Annotated in this window: 20 protein-coding genes and 1 pseudogene; 11 read left to right on the top strand and 10 right to left on the bottom strand. The window is 73.1% G+C overall.

The window, feature by feature from the left end; genetic code table 11:
* Positions 1 to 36: 36 nt before the first annotated feature.
* The gene (locus DB32_RS14155; protein WP_053232986.1) at positions 37 to 360 is read left to right on the top strand and encodes a hypothetical protein; all 324 of its coding nucleotides are present in this window, start codon (positions 37 to 39) and stop codon (positions 358 to 360) included.
* A gap of 4 nt (positions 361 to 364) precedes the next feature.
* Here the strand turns inward: DB32_RS14155 and DB32_RS14150 are convergent, their stop codons facing one another.
* The gene (locus DB32_RS14150) at positions 365 to 1,480 is read right to left on the bottom strand and encodes a metallophosphoesterase (RefSeq protein WP_053232985.1); all 1,116 of its coding nucleotides are present in this window, start codon (positions 1,478 to 1,480) and stop codon (positions 365 to 367) included.
* A 108-nt stretch (positions 1,481 to 1,588) separates the two neighbouring features.
* On the opposite strand from DB32_RS14150, the gene DB32_RS14145 reads away from it, so the two are divergent.
* Together DB32_RS14145 and DB32_RS14140 are read left to right on the top strand one after the other, a co-directional pair.
* A complete protein-coding gene (locus DB32_RS14145; RefSeq protein WP_053238812.1) occupies positions 1,589 to 3,298 on the top strand; it encodes a metallophosphoesterase family protein in 1,710 nt (569 codons plus the stop codon).
* Between the two features lie 34 nt (positions 3,299 to 3,332).
* Positions 3,333 to 4,847 carry a tetratricopeptide repeat protein gene (locus tag DB32_RS14140; RefSeq protein ID WP_157069035.1) on the top strand — a complete coding sequence of 505 codons (1,515 nt, stop codon included), beginning with the start codon at positions 3,333 to 3,335 and terminating at the stop codon, positions 4,845 to 4,847.
* Here the strand turns inward: DB32_RS14140 and DB32_RS14135 are convergent.
* The 5 genes from DB32_RS14135 to DB32_RS14115 form a co-directional block, all read right to left on the bottom strand.
* Positions 4,837 to 5,253 (bottom strand): DUF7793 family protein, encoded by a 417-nt coding sequence (locus DB32_RS14135; RefSeq protein WP_053232983.1) that lies wholly within the window; start codon positions 5,251 to 5,253, stop codon positions 4,837 to 4,839. The two genes, DB32_RS14140 and DB32_RS14135, sit on opposite strands and share 11 nt — an antisense overlap.
* Positions 5,250 to 5,714: a DUF7793 family protein gene (locus tag DB32_RS14130; protein ID WP_053232982.1), complete on the bottom strand. Its 465-nt coding sequence runs from the start codon at positions 5,712 to 5,714 to the stop codon at positions 5,250 to 5,252. The genes DB32_RS14135 and DB32_RS14130 overlap by 4 nt, the downstream gene beginning before the upstream one ends.
* 8 nt (positions 5,715 to 5,722) lie before the next feature.
* Positions 5,723 to 7,756, bottom strand: coding sequence for an excinuclease ABC subunit UvrC (uvrC, locus tag DB32_RS14125; RefSeq protein ID WP_053232981.1), 2,034 nt, complete (start codon positions 7,754 to 7,756; stop codon positions 5,723 to 5,725).
* Positions 7,757 to 7,824: 68 nt separating this feature from the next.
* Positions 7,825 to 8,424 carry a 5-formyltetrahydrofolate cyclo-ligase gene (locus tag DB32_RS14120; RefSeq protein WP_053232980.1) on the bottom strand — a complete coding sequence of 200 codons (600 nt, stop codon included), beginning with the start codon at positions 8,422 to 8,424 and terminating at the stop codon, positions 7,825 to 7,827.
* Positions 8,425 to 8,428: 4 nt separating this feature from the next.
* Positions 8,429 to 8,740: a cell division protein ZapA gene (locus tag DB32_RS14115; RefSeq protein ID WP_053232979.1), complete on the bottom strand. Its 312-nt coding sequence runs from the start codon at positions 8,738 to 8,740 to the stop codon at positions 8,429 to 8,431.
* A 207-nt stretch (positions 8,741 to 8,947) separates the two neighbouring features.
* On the opposite strand from DB32_RS14115, the pseudogene DB32_RS50255 reads away from it, so the two are divergent.
* Positions 8,948 to 9,049: pseudogene (locus DB32_RS50255) on the top strand (zinc-ribbon domain-containing protein); the annotation flags it as partial.
* Positions 9,050 to 10,166: 1,117 nt separating this feature from the next.
* The gene (locus tag DB32_RS14105; protein ID WP_053232977.1) at positions 10,167 to 13,142 is read left to right on the top strand and encodes a tetratricopeptide repeat protein; all 2,976 of its coding nucleotides are present in this window, start codon (positions 10,167 to 10,169) and stop codon (positions 13,140 to 13,142) included.
* 881 nt (positions 13,143 to 14,023) lie between these two features.
* Here the strand turns inward: DB32_RS14105 and DB32_RS14095 are convergent.
* Genes DB32_RS14095 through DB32_RS14085 form a run of 3 tightly spaced genes read right to left on the bottom strand, consistent with a single transcriptional unit; the run spans position 14,024 to position 16,673 of the window.
* On the bottom strand, positions 14,024 to 15,409 hold the full coding sequence (locus tag DB32_RS14095) for a 5'-deoxyadenosine deaminase (RefSeq protein WP_240481200.1): 1,386 nt from the start codon (positions 15,407 to 15,409) through the stop codon (positions 14,024 to 14,026).
* A complete protein-coding gene (locus tag DB32_RS14090; RefSeq protein WP_053232975.1) occupies positions 15,406 to 15,831 on the bottom strand; it encodes a cytidine deaminase in 426 nt (141 codons plus the stop codon). The genes DB32_RS14095 and DB32_RS14090 overlap by 4 nt, the downstream gene beginning before the upstream one ends.
* On the bottom strand, positions 15,828 to 16,673 hold the full coding sequence (locus DB32_RS14085; protein ID WP_053232974.1) for a purine-nucleoside phosphorylase: 846 nt from the start codon (positions 16,671 to 16,673) through the stop codon (positions 15,828 to 15,830). The genes DB32_RS14090 and DB32_RS14085 overlap by 4 nt, the downstream gene beginning before the upstream one ends.
* An 88-nt stretch (positions 16,674 to 16,761) precedes the next feature.
* Here DB32_RS14085 and DB32_RS14080 point away from each other — a divergent pair, with 88 nt between their 5' ends.
* The 6 genes from DB32_RS14080 (at position 16,762) to DB32_RS14055 (ending at position 21,061) form a co-directional block, all read left to right on the top strand.
* Positions 16,762 to 17,025 carry a NifU family protein gene (locus DB32_RS14080; protein WP_157069034.1) on the top strand — a complete coding sequence of 88 codons (264 nt, stop codon included), beginning with the start codon at positions 16,762 to 16,764 and terminating at the stop codon, positions 17,023 to 17,025.
* 76 nt (positions 17,026 to 17,101) lie between these two features.
* Positions 17,102 to 17,365, top strand: coding sequence for a hypothetical protein (locus tag DB32_RS14075; RefSeq protein ID WP_053232972.1), 264 nt, complete (start codon positions 17,102 to 17,104; stop codon positions 17,363 to 17,365).
* Positions 17,362 to 18,351 carry an RluA family pseudouridine synthase gene (locus DB32_RS14070; RefSeq protein ID WP_053238810.1) on the top strand — a complete coding sequence of 330 codons (990 nt, stop codon included), beginning with the start codon at positions 17,362 to 17,364 and terminating at the stop codon, positions 18,349 to 18,351. The genes DB32_RS14075 and DB32_RS14070 overlap by 4 nt, the downstream gene beginning before the upstream one ends.
* Before the next feature lie 38 nt (positions 18,352 to 18,389).
* A complete protein-coding gene (locus tag DB32_RS14065) occupies positions 18,390 to 20,105 on the top strand; it encodes an OmpA family protein (RefSeq protein ID WP_169791447.1) in 1,716 nt (571 codons plus the stop codon).
* Entirely contained in the window at positions 20,102 to 20,779 is a 678-nt protein-coding gene (locus DB32_RS14060; RefSeq protein ID WP_053232970.1) for a hypothetical protein, read from the top strand. The genes DB32_RS14065 and DB32_RS14060 overlap by 4 nt, the downstream gene beginning before the upstream one ends.
* A 9-nt stretch (positions 20,780 to 20,788) precedes the next feature.
* A complete protein-coding gene (locus DB32_RS14055) occupies positions 20,789 to 21,061 on the top strand; it encodes a hypothetical protein (RefSeq protein ID WP_053232969.1) in 273 nt (90 codons plus the stop codon).
* A 3-nt stretch (positions 21,062 to 21,064) separates the two neighbouring features.
* Here the strand turns inward: DB32_RS14055 and DB32_RS14050 are convergent, their stop codons facing one another.
* Complete coding sequence (locus tag DB32_RS14050; RefSeq protein ID WP_053238809.1) at positions 21,065 to 21,415, bottom strand: ArsR/SmtB family transcription factor; 351 nt, start codon at positions 21,413 to 21,415, stop codon at positions 21,065 to 21,067.
* Positions 21,416 to 21,488: the final 73 nt, after the last annotated feature.

Genomic DNA, 21,488 nt, shown 5'->3' with positions numbered 1-21,488 from the left:
GGAGTCCCTCGCGCTTCGCGGTGATAGGGAGATCGGATGGCCCGGACGTCCGATCCCCTCGCAGCGCACCTCGGCAGGACCGGCACCCGCCTCGCGTACGGCGAGCCCGTCTCGATCGGCGGTGTCGACACCGTTCCGGTCGCGATCGTCGGCTACGGGTTCGGCAGCGGCGAGGACACGCAGGGCCATCGCGGCGGAGGCGGGGGCAGCTGGGCCGTGCCGCTCGGCGTCTACGTGCCGGGCGCGCGCGGGAGGCCGACGTTCCAGCCGAACCCGATCACGCTGCTCGCCGTCGGCATCCCCTTCCTCTGGGTCGCCGGCCACGCCATCCGCGAGATCGTGAGCGCGCTGAAGAATTGACCCGCTAGCGCTCGGGATCGCGGAACGTCGGGAGCTCGCGCGCGGGGCCGTCGAGCGTCGCGAGATCGTCGAGCCCCTCGGGCGGAGCCGGCGGCGACGAGAGATCGTCGGTCTCCGACGGCGGCGGAGGCGGCGACGAGAGCCCGCGGCCCTGCTTCTTGAGCTCCGCGAGGTACTTGCGGGCTTCGCGGATCTCGCGCTGCAGCTCGCGCTTGAACACGTAGTCCTGGCGCTTCTGCGTCAGCTCGGGCGACGGCTTCCGGCCCACGTGCGCGACTTGCTCGTCGTGGTGCTCGTCGAAGTCGTGCACGTCCGCGCCGAGCTCGAAGATCGCGAGCTCGCGCCGACCGCGCTCGCCGATGCGCAGCGGCATCACGGCCGCGCCGATGCCCGCGCCCACGTAGACGGCGCCGAGCGGCGCGCCCGCGCGCTTGCCGTAGAGGCCGTGCACGTACTTGTGCCCGACGATGCGGCCGAGCGCGAGCTCGTGCAGGCGCGCGAGCGTGACCTGCCCCGCGTGCGTGTGCCCCGCGAGCACGAGCGGCACGCCGTGGTGCCACAGCGCGTCCGCTTCCTCCGCGATGTGCGAGAGGCCGAGCGACGGCAGATCACGGCGCAAGCCCTTGAGCGCCTTCTCGCGATCGCAGTGGCCCGTGTACGAGTCGTCGAGCCCGACGACCTGGATGCGCTGGTGGTCGAGCGTGATGACGGTGTGCTGGTTGCGCAGCACCTCGACGTCCGCCTTCTTCAGCGCGCGCGCGACCTCGGGCGCGCCCGACCAGTAGTCGTGGTTCCCGAGCACCGCGATCGTCGGCGCCTGGAGCGCGCCGAGCGTCTCGACGAGCTGATCGAGATAGAGCTGGCTGTGGCACACGAAGTCGCCGGTGATGACGACGAGGTCCGGCTTCGCCTCGTTCGTGAGCTCGACCGCGCGGCGCTGCACGGCCATCGGCGTGACGCGACCGAAGTGCAGGTCGGTCAGGTGCGCGACGCGCATGTGCGCGAGCTGCTCCGCGTGCTTGGCCGTGCCCTGGAAGCGACGTACCTCGATGCGCGGCTTGCGCGCCACCGCCTGCTTGCGCTGGTCGTCCAGCGCCTCGTTCGTCTCTCGGGGGCTCATGGAGCGGTGGGCCTGCCATCCCCGCGCCGAGTCGATGCGGACCGCATTCGCAACAGGAGCGATTGTAGGGACCGAATCGGCTTCCGTCGATCCGGTATGATCGCGCTCATGCTGACCTTCAGCCGCGATCCGCAGGTCGCCGAGAAGCAGATGCAGGCGATCATCTTCTCGCTCACGACGTTCGGGCACATCGACGGTGACTTCGATGATCGCGAGCGCGCGTTCGTGAAGGAGTTCATCGGCAAGCTCGTCACGCACCGGGTGGCGACCGGCATGCCCGACGCGACGACCGAGGTGAAACGCGACGTGGCGGAGCGCTTCACCAAGCACTTCCACGAGACCTTCGAGAACATCGAGCGCTGGGTCGCGGAGGTGATGAGCGAGCCGATCAGCAAGGACGACTCGCGCGACGCAGTGGTGCACGCGAAGCTGAAGCTGCGCTGCTTCGAGCTCTTCAAGGGCTTCGATCGCGCGAGCCAGGAAGCGGTGCTCGAGACGGTCGACGAGTTCATCCTCGCCGACGGCCACTCGCACCCCGCCGAGACGAAGTTCCGCAGCGAGCTCGCGGCGCTGCTCGGCGCGAGCGACGAGGTGCCGCTCGAGATCGTCGACGACGCGACGGGCGTGCCGGCGCGGCTCTCGGAGCCGATCGATCTGAAGCTGCGCGTCGAGCGCGGGGACAAGGCGGATCACCCGTTCTTCAAGCAGTTCGAGCACCACTACTCGAGCCAGCCCGACCGCATCCAGAAGCAGGTGCAGGCGGATCTCGCGCTCGTCGATCGGATGATCGAGGTGCTCGAGGAGCAGCGCGCGAAGGGCGCGGGGAAGCTCGAGGGCAAGAAGACGGTGCAGGAGCTCGAGGGCGGCGACGCGTTCCTCGACGGGCACGTCTACGTGATGCCGATGAAGCCCGGGCGACGCTACGAGCTCGTCGTGCTCGGCGATCTGCACGGCTGCTACTCGTGCCTCAAGGCCGCGATCATGCAGACGCGCTTCTTCGAGAAGGTCGAAGCGTTCCGTCGCGATCCGCAGAACGCGCCCGAGCCGAAGCTCGTGCTGCTCGGCGACTACATCGATCGCGGCATCTTCAGCCTCAACGGCGTGCTGCGCACGGTGATGCAGCTCTTCGTGACCGCGCCGGATCACGTCGTCGTGCTGCGCGGCAACCACGAGTACTACGTCGAGTACAAGGGACAGATCTACGGAGGCGTGAAGCCCGCCGAGGCGATCAACACGCTGAAGCCGTACCTGCCGCTCGACGTGTTCCGTCGCTACATGGCGCTCTTCGAGGCGATGCCGAACGTGCTGCTCGCGGGCAGCACGATGTTCGTGCACGCGGGCATCCCGCGCGATCGACTGATCAAGGAGCGCTGGAAGGACCTCTCGTCGCTCAACGATCAGGACATGCGCTTCCAGATGATGTGGAGCGATCCCGCGCACGCCGACGTGATCCCCGCGGCGCTGCAGGAGCAGACCGCGCGCTTCCCGTTCGGGAGGCTGCAGCTGCAGGCGTTCCTGTCGCGCATCGGGTGCAACGCGCTGGTGCGAGGCCACGAGAAGGTCGAAGCGGGCTACGAGCGGGTCTACGACGATCCGAACGGGACGCTGATCACGCTGTTCTCCGCGGGCGGCGCGGAGAACCAGGATCTGCCGGAGGGCTCGAGCTATCGCGGCGTCACGCCCAAGGCGATGCTGGTGACGCACCAGGACGGGGCGACGGAGATGGCGCCTTTCGATCTCGACTGGCGTTCCTACAACGACCCTGCGCACAACGCGTTCTTCAAGAACCCCATGGAGATCGAGCATCGCGTCGAGTGACGGAGACGCGCGCGCCGCTCGGGCGATCGCGGTGGTGATCGCGATCGTGGTGGGCGGCGTCGCGCACGTGGCGCGCGCCCAGGAGGGCGCCGCCGAGGCGGAGCGCGCGATCACGCTGCTCGAGCGCGCCTGCGAGGACGATGACGCCGCGGCGTGCGAGGCGCTCGCGGATCGTGAGGAGAGCGACCCGCGGCAGCGCATCGTGTGGCTCGGACGCGCGTGCGAGGGCGGGCGGCTCGCGGCATGCGAGCGATGGGGCGCGGCGCTGCGCGAGAGCGACGCGGAGCGCGCGGCGAGCGCGTTTCGTCGCGCGTGCGACGGCGGGGTGCTCCCGGCGTGCAACGGGCTCGGGCTGATGCACGAGGACGGCGCGGGCATCGCGCGAGACGTCGAGCGCGCGCTCGCGCTGTTCCGGCGCGCATGCGAGGGCGGCGTGGCCCTCGCGTGCAACAACGTCGGGCGCTTCGTCGAGGACGGGATCGGCGGGGCGCGGGCGGACGCGGTCGCAGCCGCGGCGCTCTACCAGCGCGCGTGCGAGGGCGGCGCGCCGGTCGGGTGCAACAACCTCGGGCTGCTGCACGAAGAAGGTCGCGGCGTCGCGCAGGATCCGACGCGCGCGAGAGAGCTCTACGAGCGCGCGTGCGAGGGCGGCGCGATGCTCGGCTGTTACCACCTCGCGATCGTGCTCGACGAAGGACGCGGCGGGCCTCGCGACGCACGGCGCGCCACCGAGCTGCTCACGCGCTCGTGCAGCGAGGAGGTCGCGATCGCGTGCACCACGCTGGGCGCGCGCTTCGAGGCCGGACGCGGCGTGATGCAGGATCTCGCGCAGGCGTCCGCGCTCTACTCGCGCGCGTGCAACGAAGAGGATCGGCTCGGCTGCGTCGCGCTCGGATCGATGATGCAGGACGGGCGCGGCGTGCCGCGCGATCTCGTCGGCGCGGCGAGGCTCTTCGCGCACGCGTGCGACGCGGGCGAGCTCGCGGGGTGCACGCGGCTCGGGCTGATGCACCAGTCCGGCGAGGGCGTGGAGGAGGACGCGGGACGCGCGGTGACGCTCTTCCGCCGCGCGTGCGAAGGCGGCGAGCTCCGCGGGTGCAACAGCCTCGGGTTCATGTTCGAGCGCGGCCTCGGGGTGAGCACGGACGCGGTGCGTGCGCGTGACCTCTATGCGCGAGCGTGCGACGGCGGCGTGCTGCGCGGGTGCAGCAACCTCGCGGTGCTGCACCTCCGCGGCGAGGGCGGCGTGCCGCAGGACGCGGCGCGCGCGGTCGCGCTCTTCGAGCGCGCCTGCGACGGGCGCAACGGGCTCGCGTGCACGAACCTCGGGGCGCTCGTCGAGAGCGGCGGCGCGGGCATCGCCGCCGATCCGGCGCGCGCTGCATCGCTCTATCGCCGCGCGTGCGAGATCGGCCACGCGCGCGGCTGCGCGCAGCTCGCCGAGATGCTCGACGCAGGACGTGGCGTGCCGCGTGACGCCGAGCGTGCGAGCGCGCTCCGCGCCCAGGCGTGCGGCCAGGGCTACGAGCGCGCGTGCGTCAGCCGTTGACGGAGCGCACCCACTCGAGCGCGCTCTCGTACGTCGCGAAGACGCGCGTCGGCGCGGACGGTCGCGTGAGCCCGAGGAACACCGACGCCGCCGCGCGCCCGAACACGGTCCCGCCCACGAGCGCGAAGCACGTGATCAGCGCCGGGTCGGGCACGCTCGTGTAGACCTTGCGCGCGCCGGGCCGCTGATCGACGAGCCGATCCATGAACACGATCGCCCCGCCGCGCGCGCCGCGCGCGCGCCAGTGCGCGTGCTGCAGCTCGACGCTCTCGCGCGCCGTGCGCTCGTCGTCGATCGAGCGCTCGTGCGGGACGATCGCGATCACGCGTGGCTCGATCTCGTAGAAGTGCGCGTTGCTCGTGCTCCCGAGCAGCGCCCATCGCGTGACGTCGGGCTCGAGGCTCACGATGCGCGCTCCACGAGCGTGCGATCCGCGCTCTGGTTGATCTGGCCGCACCACGCGAGCGCCGCGTCGAACGTCGCGAACAGCTTGATGGGCATGCTCGGCCGCGACAGCCCGAGGAAGAACGACGCCATCGCGCGCGTGAGCATCGTGCCTCCGACCAGCGCGGTGCACGTGAGCACGTCGCCCATCGACTGATACACGACGCGCGCGTCTTTGTTCTGCGACGTCATGCGATCGAAGAAGATGACGATCGCGCCCTTCTTGCCCGCCGCGCGGAAGACGTCGCGCTGCATCGAGGCGTTCTCGCGCGCCGTCGCGCCGTCGTCCTGCGAGCCCTGGTGCGGGATCGCGACGAGCACGTCGTCGTCGAGCCGGTAGTACGCGGTGTTGCGACTGTCTCCGACGTGCGTGAGCGCGTGGCTCTGGACGAGCGAGCGAACGAGATCGTCGGGCTCCGGCATCGTGTTCCTCAGGATGCCTCAGTCTCCCACTCTTCGAACGCGTTGGAGAGCGCGACCTCCTCGGCGTCCGCGCCCGCCTCGTCGGCCGTCGTCTCGTGCGCCGCGACGCGCATCGGGTCCGCGTCGGTGCCGCTCTCCTGCTCGATCGGGTACTCGCCGAGCTCCTCGGCCGCGCGATCGATCTCGCCCTCGCTCGCGACGACGCTCGTGCTGAGGTCCGGGCGGAACGCCGCGTGGATCGCCCTCGCCTGCTTCGGCGATGCGCCCGCGGCGACCAGCGCGGTCTCGTCCGCGTCGATCACCGCCTTGAGCGAGCCGAGGTTCTTGAGCAGCGCCGCGCGCGTCTTCGGGCCGATCCCGGGCACGTCGTCGAGCCCGCTGCGCAGGCGGCGACGCCGGCCGAGCTTCTTGCGCAGCTCGTTCGACACGCGGTGCGCCTCGTCGCGCACGAGGCCGAGGAACCATCGCGCCGCGCTGCGCTCCCGAAGCACGATCGGGTTCTTCTGCCCGGGCAGGTACACGCGCTCCTGGCGCTGCTCGCCGCCGAGCTCCTTCTCCTTCGCGAGGCCGCAGACCGGAAGATCGCGGATGCCGAGCTCGTTCAGCACCGCGACCGCGACGCCGAGCTGTCCCTTGCCGCCGTCCACGACGAGCAGATCCGGCAGCTCCCACGCGGCCTCGCCCGCGCGCCCGAGCCGGCGCGTGAGCACTTCCTTCATCGCGCCGAAGTCGTCGCCGCCGGAGACGCTGCGCACGTGGAAGCTCTTGTAGCGACGTCGATCGGGCTCGCCGTCACAGAGCGCCGTGATCGCCGCGACGGTGTCGGTGCCGCCGGTGTGCGAGACGTCGACGCACTCGATGCGGCGCGGCGGCTTCGGCAGGCGCAACAATCGCTGCACCTCGGCGAGGCGCGCGTCGAGGTCTTCCTTCTCGCGCTGCTTCTCCTTGAACGCGTGCGCCGCGTTCTCGCTCGCCATGCGCAGGAGCGCGGCCTTCGCGCCGCGCTTCGGCACCACGATGCGCACGCGCCGCGCGCGCCGCTCGGTGAGCACCGCGGCGAGGCCCTCCATCGCCTCGACCTCGGTGGGCAGCACGATCTCGTCGGGCAGGTGCGCGCCCTGCGCGTAGTAGGCCGAGACGAACGACGCGAGGATCTCGTCGTCGGGCAGACCGACCGATCCGAGATCGAACGTGCGCACGTTCGTCATGCGCCCGTTGCGCACCATGATCAGCGCGAGCTCCGCGCGATCGCCCTGCACGTAGAGGCCGATCACGTCCTGATCGACGTCCTCGAGCGAGTCGATGCGCTGATCGTCCTGCACGCGCTCGACCGCGCGCAGCTGATCGCGATACGCGGCGGCGCGCTCGTACTCCATGCCGCCCGCGGCGTCGCGCATGCGCCCCTCGAGATCGCGCACCAGCTCGTCGTGGCGACCGTCGAGGAAGAGCGCGACGAGGCGCGCCTGCTCGAGGTACTCGTCGCGGTTCACGTCGAGCACGCACGGCGCGGGGCAGCGCTTGATCTGGTACTGCAGGCACGGCCGCACGCGCGACTTGAAGTCGCCCTCCTTGCACGTGCGCAGCTTGAAGAAGCGGTTGACGAGGCGGAGCGTCTTGCGCGCGGCCGTCGCGGAGTCGTAGGGCCCGAAGTACTGCGCGCCGTCCTGCTTCGGGCGGCGCACGACGTGGAGCTTCGGCCAGGGCTCGCGCGTGTCGAGGCGCAGCGAGAGGAAGTCCTTGTCGTCGCGCAGCTTGAAGTTGTAGCGAGGCTTGTGCTCCTTGATCAGCGCGTTCTCGAGGAGCGCGGCCTCCTTCTCGTTCTCGACGACGAAGGTCTCGAGGTCGCCGATCTCGCGCGGAAGGCGCGCGATGAAGAAGCGCGTGTCGCTCGAGCTCGGCTGGAAGTAGCTGCGCACGCGCGAGCGCAGCGAGCGCGCCTTGCCGACGTAGAGCACGCCCCCCTTCTTGTCGCGGAAGACGTACACGCCCGGCGCGCTCGGGAGCGCGTCCAGCTTGGCGTCGACGATCTCGGGAAGGGCCACGAGCGCGAATATGGGGCGCGCCGTCGTGATGCGCCTCCGAGCGCGAGGCGCATGCTGACGTGCTCGTGTCAGGTGGTGACGTCGATCGCGCGCTCGTCGGTGACCACCACGTGCACGCGCTCGTCGCCCGCGGTCTCGGGCACCTCGGCCACGAGCTGGAAGTCGAACACCACGCCGATGCGCGTCGCGCGCGTCAGCCGCGGCAGCAGATGATCGTAGTAGCCCGCGCCGTACCCGATGCGCGCCCCGCGCTCGTCGAGCACCAGCGCCGGCACGATCACGAGATCGACCTCGCCCGGATCCACGAGCGGCGCGTCCTCGGGCGGCTCGGGCACCCGCATCGAGCCCGACTCGACCGGCACCACGTCGCGCGCCCACTCGTGCACCGCGAGGCCGCTCTCGGTCACGCGCGGCGCGCACACGCGCTTGCCCGCGTTCCACGCCGCCTTCGCGGGCGTGCTCGTGTCGACCTCGGTGCGCATCGACAGGAAGAGCATCACCGTCTTCGCGCCCGCCCACTCGTCGCGCGCCAGCACGCGCTCCCAGATGCGCTCGCTGCGCGCCGCCCGCGCCTCCGCGGGCAGCGCGCGACGCACGCCGCGCATGCGCGTACGGAGCTCCGCCTTCACGCGCCTCCGAAGCGCGTCTTCTTCTGCGCTCGGCGTCATCGGTTCAGCCCTCCGAGTCGCTCGCTGCGTCGGTCTCGAGGCGCCGGTCGATCCGCGCGATCGCCCGCGCGAGCGCGTCGCGCGTGCTCGACTCGAGCTCGCGACGGCGGTTCTCGCTCTGCACCAGCTCGTCCGCCAGCCCCAGCGCGACCACCGCGAGGAGCTGCGCCGGCGTCGCGCTCTTCGTGGCCTTCGGGCCGAGCGCGGCGATGCGCTCGTTCACGAGATCGGCGAGCCGACGCAGGTGCTCCTCGTCGGCGTCGGACGCCATCCGATAGCGCGCGCCCGCGATCTCCAGGGTGACGGTTCTCTTCACGGAATCCGCACGAACCTACGGGGGCCGCCGAGCCCGCGTCAAGGATGGTGCTGCCCCGCCGAAGAGGGAGGTCCAGCCCCGAGCCCGCGAGGTTCGCTGGCCCGGCGCCCGAAGGCCCGTGATACCCTCGCTCCGCGTCTCACCTGCCGCATCGGCGCGCGTCCGAGCGCGCCTCGCCGGGGACGGCTCACCGAGGAATCCCGCGGAATGATCAAGGTCGCCTGCCTCTCCTGCGCCGCCCCGTACGACCTCGACGAGCGCCGCCTGCCTGCGACCGGGCTGAAGATGCGCTGCCCCAAGTGCGGCACGACGTTCCAGGTCTTCCCCGACGGGCGCGTCACCGAGGCCGCGGCCGCAGCGCCCAAGAAGACGCAGGTCGGCGTCGCACCTCCGGCGCCCGCCGTCGCGAAGCCCGCACCTCCCGCGCCCGCCGTCGCGAAGCCCGCACCTCCCGCGCCCGCCGCCGTCGCCGCGCCCCCGAAGCCCGCTGCGCCGCTCGACGATCTCGACCTCGATCTCCCCGCGCCCGCCGCGCCGAAGCGCGCGCCGATCGCGATGGGGCCCACGCCCGCGCAGCCCGCGACCGCGCCCGCCGCGCCGAAGCGCGCGCCGATCGCGATGGGCCCCACCCCCCCGCAGCCCGCTGCGCCCGCGAAGCGCGCCCCGATCGCGATGGGCCCCACGCCGCAGGCCTCTCCTGCGCCGCAGGGACGCGCGCCCGTCGCGCCCGCGTTCGACGCGTCGCTCGATCTCGATCTCCCCGCCCCGCGCGGCGCCGTGAAGCCCGCGCCCGCCAAGCCCGCGGCGCTCGACGACGATCTCGACCTCGATCTCCCCGCCCCGCGCGCCGCCGCGAAGCCGCCCCCGCGAAGCCCGCCCCGCGAAGCCCGCCCCCGCGAAGCCCGCCCTCGACGACCTCGACCTCGACCTCCCCGCGCCGCGCAGCGCCGCGAAGAAGCCCGCGCCGATCGACGACGGCTTCGATCTCGATCTCCCCGCGCCGCGCTCCTCCGCGAAGCCCGCGCTCGGCGGCGACGTCGACCTGCCCGCGCCGCGCGCCGCGACGCCTCGCAAGCCGCTCGCCCCGGCGTTCGCGCCCGCTCCCGCGCCCGCGCGCGGCGCGCTCGACGACGGCCTCGATCTCGATCTGCCCGCGCCGCGCGGCGCGTCGAGCGGTCTCGAGCTCGATCTCCCTGCGCCTCGCGCCGCCGCGCCCCAGCCCGCGCGCGGACCGGCGCTCGCCGACGCGTCGCGCACGCCCTTCGACGACGACCTCGACCTCCCCGCGATCCGCCCCGAGGCCGAGCTGCCCGCGCCGAAGGGCGCCTTCGATCTCGAGCTCGATCTCCCCGCGACGCGCGAGCCCGCCGCCGCGCGCCCCGCGCTCTCGGCCGCCGACGACGCGTTCGGCGATCTCGATCTCCCGATGCCCGGCGGTCGCAGCGCCCCGCCCGGCGCCGGCGCGCTCAGCTTCGGCGACCTCGATCTCCCCGCGCCGCGCGACGGCGGCGTCGACCTCCCCACCCCTGCGACCGGCCGGGCCGACCTCCCCACCCCTGCGACCGGCCGGGCCGACCTCCCCGCGCTGCGCGCCGACGCCGATCTCCCGATCCCGCGCGCCGGGCACTCCGATCTCCCGCTGCCCGGCGCCGACTCGTCGTTCGGCGACCTCGAGCTGCCGATGCCCAACGCGCCCGCCGGGCGCGCGTCGCTCCCGTCGGACGACGAGCTCGAGCTCCCCATGCCCGCCCCGCGCGCCGGCCAAGCCACGCGCGGCCACGGCGAGGTCGACCTCGGCGGCGGCGGCGACGACGAGATGGAGTTCGCCGACATCCCGCAGGCGAGCCCCGGCAGCGCGCCCGCGACCCCCGGCGTCGCGCCGACCGCGCGCCAGTCGACGCCGCGCGCCCGCGACAAGGCCGCGACCCCGCCCAAGCGCGGCCGCACCGCCGCGATCCTGATCGGCCTCATGGTGCTCGTGGTCGGCGCCGGCGCGGCGCTCGGCCTCACGCCGCTCGGTCCGTTCGGCATCTTCGCGCTCGAGCCGTTCCTGCCGGGCGCAGGAGATCCCGCGACCGTCGCGCGCGTGATCACCGACGCCGACGCGCTCGTCACCCACGACGTGCGCAGCGACTCGTGGCGCGCGCTCGAGCAGCTCAGCGTCGCGCGACGCGACGCCGGCCTCCACCGCGAGCTCCTCGCGCGCAGCCTGCTGCACGAGTCGCTCTACCAGATCCGGTTCGGCGCCGACGCCGGAGGCGCGACGCGCGCTGCCGCGATCCGCGAGCGCCTCACCCAGCGCGAGGTCGACGACCCGCGCGCCGCGCTCGCGCTCGCCGCCGATCAGCTGCGCGGCGGCAACGCGGCCGTGGGCTCGCGCATCGCGACGGCGCGCCAGCACACGCCGGCCGACCCCTTCGTCGACATCGTCGAGGGCGAGGCCGCGCTCGCCGACGGACGCCCCGCCGACGCGGCGACCGCGTTCCGCGCCGCGCTCGATCACGGCGGCGGCGCTGCCGCGCAGTGGGGCCTCACGCGCGCGCTCACGAGCGGCGAGGACCAGGCCGCGATCGACGCCGCGATCGAGGCGACGCTCGCCGCGAGCCCGATGCACGCGGGCGCGCGCGTCACCAAGGCGCGCCGCCTCTGGGAGAACGCGTCGGACGAGGCAGGCGCGCTCGCGCTCGCGCGCCAGGTCGCGGGCATGGAGCCCGTCGACGGACAGACGCTGCGCGCCTCCGCCGCCGATCGCGCCGACGCGCTCGTGCTGCTCGGCCGCATCCACGAGCGCCGCGGGCGCATCCACCAGGCGCTCCAGTCGTACGAGGCCGCGCGCGAGACCGACGGTCGTCGCGTCGAGGCCGCGCTCGGCGCCGGCCGCATGCTGCTCGAGCAGAGCCCGTCGGAGGCCCTCGCGCGCTTCGAGGCGGTGCTCGGCGTCGAGGGAGCGGCCGAGGTGATCGTGCAGCCGAGCGGGCGCACCGCGCAGCAGGAAGCGCAGCTCGGCGCGGCGCGCGCGAAGCTCTCCGTCGGACGCGTCGAAGAGGCGCGCGGCAACCTCGAGACGCTCGCCGCGCAGCGCCCCGAGGACCCCGAGGTCTTCCTCTGGCTCGGCCGCGCGGAGCAGCAGCTCCAGCACCCCGAGGCCGCGGAGCAGCAGTTCCGCGAGGCGATCCGCCTCGGCCCCTCGGTGTTCGAGAGCTACCTCGCCCTCGCGCGTCTCTACGTCGACGTCGATCGCGGCGCCGACGCGCTCGCGGTGCTCGAGCAGGCGCGCACCCAGGTGCCGGAGAGCGCGGAGATGCGGCAATCGCTCGGCATGTTCGAGCTCGGCCGCAACCGCCTGCCCGAGGCGATCCGCGAGCTGCGCCGCGCGCTCGAGCTCGACGCGCAGCTCCCCGGCGCGAGCTTCGGGCTCGGCGTCGCGCTGCGTCGCTCGAACCGCCTCGACGACGCCGCCGAGGTCTTCGAGCGGCTCGCGACGATCGACCCCGGCCACCCCGGCCTCGCGCTCGAGCGCGGCCTGCTCTACGAGGCGCGCGGCGAGTCCGATCGCGCCGTGCGCTTCTACTCCGACGCGCTCGCGGAGTCGCCCGACGACCCCGAGCTCCTGCTGCGCCTCGGCGCCGCGCAGGTCGCCGCGAATCAGATCGAAGCCGCCGAGGAGTCGCTCACGCGCGCGCAGCGCCTCACGCCGAGCTCGGCCGAGGTCGAGCACTTCCTCGGTCGCGTCGCGTTCGCGCGGCAGAACCTCCCGACCGCGAGCCAGCACTTCGAGCGCGCGCTCGCGCTCGACGCGACGCGCGGCGAGTTCCACCTCTACGCGGGCTGGGCCGCGCTCGAGGAAGGCCAGATCGGGCGCGCGCGCGAGCGCGTGCAGGAGGCCATCCGCCGCGATCCGACGCTCGGCGACGCGTACTGGATCCGCGGCGCGGTCAGCCTGCGCACCGGCGCGGTGCGCGACGCGCTCGTCGACCTGCAGCGCGCGATCGAGCTGCGCCCCGAGCGCACCGAGGCGATCGCGCTGATGGGCGAGTGCTACGACCAGGTCCGCCAGCTCCCGCAGGCGATCGCGGCGTACGAGCGCGCGGTCGCGGCGCGCGACACCCAGGGCGAGTGGTGGTACCGCCTCGGGCGGCTGCGCCTCGATGCCGGGCAGCGCGCGGAGGCGGCGCGCGCGCTCGCGCGGGCGACGTTGCTCGGCGAGGCGGCGACGCCGCAGCCCGGATGGCTCGCGGACGCGCATCGCCTCCAGGGCGACGCGCTGCGCCTGGGCGGCGAGCGCGCGGGCGCGATCGAGCACTACCGCCGTTACCTCGAGATCGCGCCGGCGAGCGCGATCGATCGCAGCGAGGTGCGCGACGCGATGATGGATCTCGGAGCGGTCCCGCCCGGCGAGTGAAGGACGCCGCGGAGCGCGGCCATCGATGCTCCGTGGAACGCTGGGGACGGGACGACGAGCACACGCGGACGTTCGACGTGGAGCGGGTACGCGCCGTGAGCGCGCCCGCCGTGTCGAACGCGCCGCCTTCCGAAGGCCGACTGCGGATCGTCGAGGTCGACGAGGGGCGCGCGACGAGGCGCGATCCGCGGCGCGAGTAGCGCTGGCGAGCACGCGCAGGCGGCACGCGGACGAGCACGGGGGCGTGCACGTGCACGAGCACGGTGCGCGACGCGTCCGGCGCGGTCACGAGCGCCGCTCGGGGACGCGAAATGCGCTCGATCACGCGCGAGAACGACGCGAAGAGCGGCCTCGCGAGCTCGAGATCGCGCGTCCGATCGCGCGACTTCGATCGAAATTCGTGTCCGCTCGCGTGATCTCGGCGCGAGAATCCGTCGTTTCACCGAGCAATTCGGCAAGTTTTCAGATTGGGGTCACTCCACCCCAATCGAGACCCCCGAGCTGGCCTCCCGAGCCCACCGAGCTGGCCTCCGATGGCCCCGAGCTGGCCTCCGCTGGCCCCGAGCTGGCCAACCGAGCCCGCCGAGCTGGGCTCCGCTGGCCCCGAGCTGGCCTCCGATGGCCCCGAGCTGACCACCGGACGCCCCGACGGTGACCTCGCGAGGCTCCGCGCGAGCCGCGCGACCCATCGTCGCGGTCCTGACGAGCCTCCGCCGCGACCGTCCGCGCCCACGCGCGAGGCTCGCGTCGACCGACCCACGCTCACGCCGACCTCGCCCGCGCCGAGCACGACCGTGCTCGTGCACGTGCTCGTCCCGCGTGCTCGTCCACGTGCCACCTGCACGTGCTCGGCCGTCAGCCGACTCTGCGCGCCTCGGAAGTCAGCGAATCTCCGCGCGCTTCCGGAGCCGCCACGCCTCGCGTCGCGCCTCCTCCCGCACCGCGCCCTCTTCCATCGCGCGCAGCACCCCGCCGCGCACGACCGCGCGCCCGTCGACCAGCACGTCGGTCACGTCGCTCGCGGTCGCGGAGTACACCAGCCTCGCGACCGGATCGCCGCCCGCCTCGCCGTCCTCGTACGGCTCTCCGCTCGGGAGCGGCTCGCAGTGCAGCCCGTCGAGCCGCACCACCGCGAGGTCCGCCTTCTTGCCGACCTCGATCGAGCCCACGTCCGCGTCGATGCCGAGCGCCTTCGCGCCGTCGATCGTGAGCATCGCGAGCGCGTCGATCGGCGCCAGCGCGGCCGCGTCCTCGCGGCGCACCTTCGCGAGCAGCGCCGCCTGACGCAGCTCGGTGAACGGGTCCATCCGGTTGTTGCAGGGCGCTCCGTCCGCGCCGATCCCCACGACGAGCCCGGCCTCGCGCATCGCGACCACGTCCGCGATGCCGCTCGCGAGCTTCAGGTTCGCGCTCGGACAGTGCGCGAGGCGCGTGCCGCGCTCGGCCATGCGCTTCATCTGCGCGCGCCCGAGCTGAACGCCGTGCGCGAGGATCACGTCGGGCCCCGCGATGCCCCAGCCCGCGAGCACGTCGACGTCGTCCTTGCCGAGGATCTTGCGCACCTCGTCGCGCTCGCCCTTGTGCTCGCTCGCGTGCGAGTGGATGCGCGCGCCCCTCTCGCGCGCGAGCGTCGCGGTGTCGCGCAGGAGGCCCTCGCTGCACGAGAGGATGAAGCGCGGACCGAACGCGTAGCCGAGCCGTCCGCCCTCCGCGCGGTGCCACTTCGCGCAGAGGCGCTCGCTCTCGCGCAGGCTCTCGCGCGTCGTCTCGCGCAGGCCCTTCGGCACGCCCTGGCCGCGATCCATCATCGCCTTGCCGGAGAAGCCGCGCATGCCGGACTCGGCCATCGCCTCGAACACGACGTCCTCGTGGTGCACCGTGCCGATGTCGAGGATCGTCGTGGTGCCCGCGCGCATCATCTCGGCGAGCCCGAGGCGCGCGCTCGCGCGCAGCGAGGCCTCGTCGTGCGCGGCCTCGAGCGGCCAGATGCGGCGCCGCAGCCAGTCCATCAGCGGCAGGTCGTCGGCCATGCCGCGGAAGAGCGCCTGGCAGAGGTGCACGTGCGCCTGCACGAAGCCCGGCACGACGACGCACCCATCGGCGTCGACCACGCGCGCCTGCATGCCGGCCGTCGCGATGGCCCCGCGTGGCTCGATCGCGACGATGCGATCGCCGCGCACGACCACGTCGCCGCGCAGCACGCGACGCGCGGGGTCCATCGTGATCACCGTGCCGCCACGGATCACGACGTCGATGTCGAGGGTCACGCCTTCGCCCTTCCGCGCTCGAGCACCGAGGGTCCGAACGCGCCCGGGAGCAGCGACGCGACGTCGCTCTCGATCGCCGCGCCGCGCTCGGGGTAACAGCGCACCGGGAACGACGGCGGGAACTCCGCGAGCACCTGCCGGCACATGCCGCACGGCGTGGCCGCGACGTCGCCCGGCGACGCGACCGCGATCGCGCGGAAGCGCTTCACGCCCGCCGCGACGGCAGCCGCGACCGCGCTGCGCTCGGCGCAGAGGCAGAGCCCGTAGCTCGCGTTCTCGACGTTGCAGCCGACGAAGACGCGCCCGTCCTCCGCGAGCAGCGCCGCGCCGACCGTGAAGCCCGAGTACGGCGCGTACGCGCGGCCGCGGATGTCGTGCGCGGCGCGCGCGAGCGCGTCCCAGTCGATCGCCGGCGGGCTCAACCGCTCTCCTTCGCGAGCGCAGCGAGCACGCCGCGCAGCAGCGCCACGAAGCGGTCGCGCACCCGATCCGCGACCTCCTGCACCTCGGCGTGATCGAGGAGCTGCGCGGAGAGCCCCGCGCCCTTGTTCGTGATGCACGAGATGCCGAGCACGCGCGCGCCCGCGTGGCGCGCCGCGATCGTCTCGAGCACGGTGCTCATGCCGACCGCGTCGGCGCCGAGGCGCTGGAGCATGCGGATCTCGGCGGGCGTCTCGTAGCTCGGCCCGAGCAGCCCCGCGTAGACGCCGCCGCGCAGCGGGATGCCGAGCTCGCCGGCGACCTTGCGCGCGAGGCGGCGCAGGCCGGGATCGTAGGCCTCGCTCATGTCGGGGAAGCGCGGGCCGAGCGCCTCGTCGTTGGGCCCGAGCAGCGGCGTGCGCCCGGTCATGTTGAGGTGATCCTCGATCAGCATGAGATCGCCGGGCTCGAGCGCGGGGTTCGCGCCGCCCGCGGCGTTCGTCACGACGAGGACCTTCGCGCCGAGCCGCATCATCAGGCGCAGGCCGAACACGACGTCGCCGGGATCGTGCCCTTCGTAGAGGTGCACGCGGCCCTGCATCGCGACGCACGGCACGCCCTCGGCGCGGCCGATCACGAGGCGACCGGCGTGGCCCGCGACGCCGCTGACCGGCATGCCGGGGATGTCTTCGTAGGGGATGCGCGTCGCGCCCTCGAGCGTGTCCGCGAAGCTGCCGAGCCCCGAGCCGAGAACGAGCGCGACGCGCGGGCACGCGTCGGTGCGGGCCCGGACGGCGGCGACCGCCTCCTCGAGCCGCGCGGCGGAAGAGACCGCATGAGCCATATCCGCGCATCGAAGCCCGGTCGCGCGCGGAGGTCAAGCGATTGGATCCTTCGCGCGGCCGTGTTCAGCGAGGTATGCTCGCGCCGTCTTGAGCCCTCGCGCCGACCTCGAACGGATGATCGACGAGATCCTGCGGCCGCTGCTGGAGGCCGATGGAGGCGGCATCGAGCTCGTGTCGTTCGACGGCGACGAGCTCGTGCTCTCGCTGACCGGCGCGTTCCGGGGGGATCCCGGCGCGCCCTACGTGCAGCAGCGCATCGTGCGGCCGGCGGTGCGGAAGGCGCTGGGGCGCGACGTGAAGATCAAGTACGTGGTCGCGCGCGACGAGCGCGTGTCGCCGAGCCGCAGTTAGCTCGCCGAGCCGCAGTTAGTTCACTCTCCCGCGCGCACCGCGTTAGGATGCGAGTCGCTTTCGGAAGCAGGAGCCCATGGCGCTGATCGAGACCGAAGAGGCTGCACGTCGTCTGGCACGCGCGATCGCGAGCGATCTCTCGCTCTACAACGAGGAGAAGATCGTGCAGGGCATCCAGAGCGACAACCTCTTCGAGGTGCTCGCCGAGGAGATCGAGGAGGGCCGCGCGCTCTTCAAGAGCCGCGTCGCGCCCGAGCTCTACGCGCGTGGCTTCTACGATCGCGCGATCATCGACATCCTCGTGCGCTCGAAGGGCCACGTGCAGTCGAAGATGTGGTGAGCGATCCGAGCGCTCCGTTCGATCTCGAGATCTCGGAGGCGCACGACGGAGACCGGCTCGATCGCGTGCTCGCCGCGATGTGCCCGTCGATCTCGCGCTCCACGTTCCAGCGCTGGATCGACGAAGGGCGCGTGACGATCGCGGGCGCGCCGGTGATCTCGAAGACGCGGGCCAAGGCGGGCGCGAAGGTGCACGTGGTGCCCGCCCCGCCGCCGCCGAGCGATGCGACGCCGCAGGACATCCCGCTCGTCGTGCTGCACGAGGACGAGCACCTCGCGGTGATCGACAAGCCCGCGGGGCTCGTGGTGCATCCCGCGCCGGGCCACGCCGACGGCACGCTGGTGAACGCGCTGCTCTTCCGGTTCGGGATCACGATCGACGAGCCGGCCGTCGCCTCGAGCGACGACGACGACGCGATCCCCGTGGGGCCGCCGCGGCCCGGCATCGTGCACCGGCTCGATCGGTTCACGAGCGGCGTGATGGTCGTCGCGCGCACGCCCGCGGCGCGCGAAGGCCTGACCGCGCAATTCGCGACGCACTCGATCGAGCGCGCGTACCTCGCGATCTGTGAGGGCGAGCACCCGCCGCGCGCGACCTACGACACGCTGCACGGCCGTCACCCGCGCGATCGCAAGAAGTTCAGCGGCAAGGTCGTGCGCGGGAAGCGCGCGGTGACGCACGTCGAGCGCGTCGAGGGCCTGCACGGCGCGACGCTGGTGCGGTGCCGGCTCGAGACCGGACGCACCCATCAGATCCGCGTGCACCTCTCGGAAGCGGGGTTTCCCCTGCTCGGCGATCCGCTCTACGGGCGCGCGCCGCGCGATCCGTTCGTGCGCGAGATCGCGGAGACGCTCGGAGGACGGCAGGCGCTGCACGCCGCGGTGCTCGGCTTCGTGCACCCGATCACGAAGGCGACGATGCGCTTCGAGACGCCGCTGCCGCCGGACCTGCGCGACGCGCTGGAAGCACTGCGCAGCCGCGCATGACTTTCATCGCGACGCGATGCGCGGTTAGCATCGCGCTCGTGATCTCTTCTCTTCGCGCGGCGAGCCGGGGGCTCGGGCGCGCGCTGATCGCAGCGCTCGTCGCCGCCGCCTTCGCGGGCGCTCCAGCCGTCGCCGAGGCGCAGCCTCCACGCGGCTTCGATCTGCAGCTCTACACACCGCCCGCCGCGGTCGGCTCGACGTTCGTCATCGATCGTCCGGGCGTGCCGCGGCACCTGAACGCGGTGTTCGGCATTGCGGCGAGCTACGCGGGCGAGCCGTTCGTGCGCGTCGACGCCGACGGCTCGACGCAGGCCGTGATGTCGCATCTGTTCCAGGGCGAGCTGCTCGCGGCGATCGGTCTGTTCGAGTGGATCGAGCTCGGGCTCGCGCTGCCGGTCGCGGTCGCGGAGGTCGCCGACGACCCGCTCGCGCCGCAGCTCTCGCGCTCGCTCGTCGCGGGCCTCTCGGATCTGCGCCTGTCGATGAAGATGCCGATCGTGCGCGGCGCGTTCTCGCTCGCAGGACGGCTCGTCGTCGGGCTGCCCACCGGCGACTCGGGCGCGTATCTCGGGATGGGCTACTGGACGACGCTGCCCGAGATCGTCGCGGCGTGGGATCTCGGCGTCGTGCGCCTCGCGGGCGAGCTCGGCTATCGGTTCCGCCAGCGTCGATCGCTGCCCGGCTTCGAGCAGGACGACGAGCTGCAGATCGCGCTCGGCGGCGAGGTGCCGATCGTGCCCGAGGTCTCGATCGTCGTGGACACGCAGGTGCGCGTGGGCACGGGCGGTCGCACGGTGCGCGAGAACGAGGTGCCGTGGGACGCGAACGCGGGCGCGCGCATCGCGCTCGGCGACGGGATGACGCTCGAAGCGGCGGCGGGCTTCGGCATCCACGGCGGGTATGGCGCGCCGATCGCGCGCGGCGTGCTGACGTTCCGCTACGCGACCGAGCGCGATCCCTGCGTGGGCGGCCCCGAGGACTTCGACGGCTTCGAGGACGGAGATTTCTGCGCCGATCTCGACAACGATCGCGACGGGCTCGAGGACGTCGTCGACGCGTGCCGCAACGATCCCGAGGACGTCGACGAGTTCGCCGACGACGACGGCTGCCCCGACACCGACAACGACGCGGACGGAGTGCTCGACGCGAACGACGCGTGCCCGATGCTCTCGGAGGACGTCGACGCGTTCCGCGACGACGACGGCTGCCCCGAGCCCGACAACGACGAGGACGGCGTCGCCGACGGCAGCGATCAGTGCCCGATGGAGCCCGAGGACGCCGATCGCTTCCAGGACGAAGACGGCTGCCCCGAGCCCGGCCCGAACGCCATCGCGGTGACGGTCACCGACACGCGCATCCTGATCTCCGAGCGCATCTACTTCGAGTTCGACACCGACACGATCCGCTCGGTGAGCACGCCCTTGCTCGATCAGGTCGCGGAGGTCATCGGTCAGCTCTCGCCGGAGCTCCGCGTGCGCATCGAAGGTCACACCGACGATCAGGGCGTCGCGCAGTACAACACCGACCTCTCGTTCCGTCGGGCGCGCGCGGTGGTCGAGTACCTCGTGTCGCGCGGCGTGCCGCGCGAGCGGCTCGAGTTCCGCGGGTACGGCTCGCAGCACCCGGTCGCGCCGAACGACTCGCCCGAAGGGCGCGCGCTGAACCGGCGCGTCGAGTTCACGATCCTGCATCCCACCGACAGCGCGGCGCCCGAGGCGCGACGGCGCAGAGGGCGCGAGGGCGGCGAGCGATGATCCGTGGTGCTCGTGCGCTGATCGCCGCCGCGCTGATCTCGAGCGCGGCGGCGTGCGGCGGAGGTGCCGCGACGGCGAGCCCCGAGCAGGCGCTCGCGTCGTTCGCACGTGCGCTGCGCGAGGGTGATGCGTCGCGCGCGTACGCGCTGACGTCGGAGGGCTATCGACGCCGGGTGCGCGAAGAGGACTTCGCGCGCTGGATGCGCGAGAGCCCCGACGAGATCCGCGCGCTGGCAGAGGCGCTCGAGCGCCCGGCGGGGCCGGCCGAGCAAGAAGCGACGGTCGCGATCGAGGGCGAAGATCCGGTGCGCTTCGTGCGCGATCCCTCGGGATGGCGCGTCGCGAGCGACGTCGTCGACTACTACGGGCAGCACACGCCGCGTCAGGCGCTGCGCTCGTTCGTGCGCGCGATCGGGCGGCGTCGCTGGGACGTGGTGCTGCGGCTCGTGCCCGCCGCGGACGCCGAGGGGATGAGCGAGGAGACGCTGCGCGCACGCTGGGAGGGCGAGTCGCGCGAGGAGATCGAGCGGCTCGCGGCGGGGCTGCGCGCGGCGCTCGACGGAGGCGCGCCGATCGAAGAGCGCGGCGATCACGCGGTGATGCCGTGGGGCGAGCGCTACCGCGCGCAGCTCGTGCGCGAGGACGGCGTCTGGAAGATCGAAGATCCGGACTGAGGAGCGGCGATGAAGAACGTGCAGAGCGTCGTGACCGGGATCGCGCTGGTGATCGCAGGCGTGTCGATCGGCGCGCTGCTCTCGGGCCAGCCAGCAGCCGGACAGAGTGCCGAGCGTTGGCACTCGTGCATCGCGGCCGACCTCGACGCGGTCGACGGCAACAACGCGCGCGCGATGCTCGAGGCGAGCGGTGACCAGCGCGTGATGGTCCCGCGGGACTACGTTCCCGTGGGCGGCGGCGGGCGGCAGGCGTCCGCCGTCGTGATCCTCTGCCGTCGCTAGCGGCTAGAGCGAGCCGACCAGCGCCTTCAGCCTTCGCAGCCGATGCACGTCCGCGCGGTACGGGTTGCGCGGCGCTTCGCCCTCGCTCGCGTGCACCAGGCCGGCCTCGCGCAGCACGCGCAGGTGCTCGGAGACGGTCGACTGCGCGAGGCCGAGCTCACCGACGAGCTCGGTGCACGTGCAGCCGTCGCGCACGCGGACGCGGCGCAGGATCATCACGCGCGTCGGATGGCCGAGCGCCTTCGCCAGTCGGGCGAGGTCCTCGTCGGCCTCCGGGCCCTCGACCGGGCGGAGATCGGGCGCCGGCTCGGCGCGCACGTCGTCGGGATCACGCGAAAACACCGCGTCCTTCATCGACACGGGACGATAACAAAAGCGCGCTCGCGCGCGCAATGAAAGCGAATCGGGATTCTGCACATCGCCGTAA

This window comes from Sandaracinus amylolyticus, from assembly GCF_000737325.1.
GTDB classification, from domain to species: Bacteria; Myxococcota_A; Polyangia; order Polyangiales; family Sandaracinaceae; genus Sandaracinus; species Sandaracinus amylolyticus.
Note: the sequence above shows the minus strand (reverse complement) of the source record. Positions and strands in the feature narration are given on the sequence as shown.